The 1,354-nt window shown below is 51.7% G+C and carries 1 protein-coding gene; it reads left to right on the top strand.

Translation table 11 applies throughout. The features are described from left to right. Positions 1–94 precede the first annotated feature (94 nt). A partial coding sequence (locus D1646_RS10865; protein WP_160636480.1) for a recombinase family protein occupies positions 95–1,354 on the top strand: 1,260 nt, incomplete at its 3' end.

The raw sequence follows: 1,354 nt of genomic DNA, 5'->3' as shown, positions 1-1,354 counted from the left end.
CGTGATTTTTTCAGATAGAGATTGATTTGCGGGGCTGCTGACGGTATAATGAAGCTGTCAGCAGCTCCGTTTCTTTTTAGAAAGGGAGCGCAAAATGAACAACCGAATTGACGCAATTTATGCAAGACAATCCATTGACAAAAAGGATAGTATTTCTATCGAAAGTCAGATTGAGTTTTGCAAATATGAATTGAGGGGTGGAAGCTGCCGGGAGTATCAAGATAAGGGTTACAGCGGTAAGAATACGGACAGGCCCCAGTTTCAAATGCTGGTAGAGGACATCAAGCGCGGGCTGATCGCCAGGGTAGTCGTTTACAAGCTCGACCGCATCAGCCGTTCCATTCTGGACTTCGCAAACATGATGGCTTTGTTCCAGGAATACAACGTAGAGTTCATATCCTCCACAGAGAAGTTCGACACGTCCACACCGATGGGCCGGGCGATGCTGAACATCTGCATTGTGTTCGCGCAGTTAGAGAGAGAAACCATCCAAAAGCGAGTGCAGGACGCATGGTACGCTCGGTGTCAGCGCGGTTTCAAAATGGGCGGTAGAGCGCCGTATGGATTTCGGACGGAGCCTATCATCATTGACGGCATCCATACAAAGAAGCTGGTGATTGAGCCGACCGAGGCAGCGTTCGTGCGGCAGATGTACGAGATGTATGTTGACCCGCGCGTGTCGCTCCATGACATTACCCGGCAGCTCACCGAGCAGGGAATGCGGACATACTTCGGCAGGCCCCTTTCCAGAGCGACCTTGAGCATTATTCTCCGCAATCCCATCTATGTCATGGCTGACCTGGATGTTTATGAATTCTTCAAAAGCCAGGGAACGGAAATTTACAGTGATGCCGCTGATTTCGTGGGGACAAACGGCTGCTACTACTATCGCAGTAAGGGCAACACCGAGAATAAGCAAAAATATCTGCAAGGCCAGATGTTGGTGCTGGCCCCCAGCGAGGGCTTTATCCCGTCTGAGTTGTGGCTTCGGGTGCGTAAGAAAATCATAGCAAACCAGAGTTACCAGCCGGCGAGGAAAGCCCGCCATTCCTGGATGGCCGGGAAAATCAAGTGCGGCAAATGTGGCTATGCTCTGATGTCGGCCCACTCTTGCGGCCACATCTATTTTCGCTGTACCGTTCACGCCGACAACAAGTCTTGTCCCGGTTGTGGCGCTATCCGGCTTCACGACCTGGAGGCGGTAGTTTACCAGCAGATGGTGAAAAAGCTGGAGGACTACAAGACGCTGACGGGCCGCAAAAAGAAGAAAGCCGCCAGCCCGAAGCTGACGGCAAAACAAGCGGAGTTGGCCCAGGTGGAGAGCGAGATTGAAAAGCTGTTGGATACGCTGACA

Origin of the sequence: Pseudoflavonifractor sp. 60, from assembly GCF_009911645.1 — a bacterium.
Lineage (GTDB): Bacteria > Bacillota > Clostridia > Oscillospirales > Oscillospiraceae > Lawsonibacter.
This window is presented reverse-complemented; position numbering and strand designations above follow the sequence as displayed.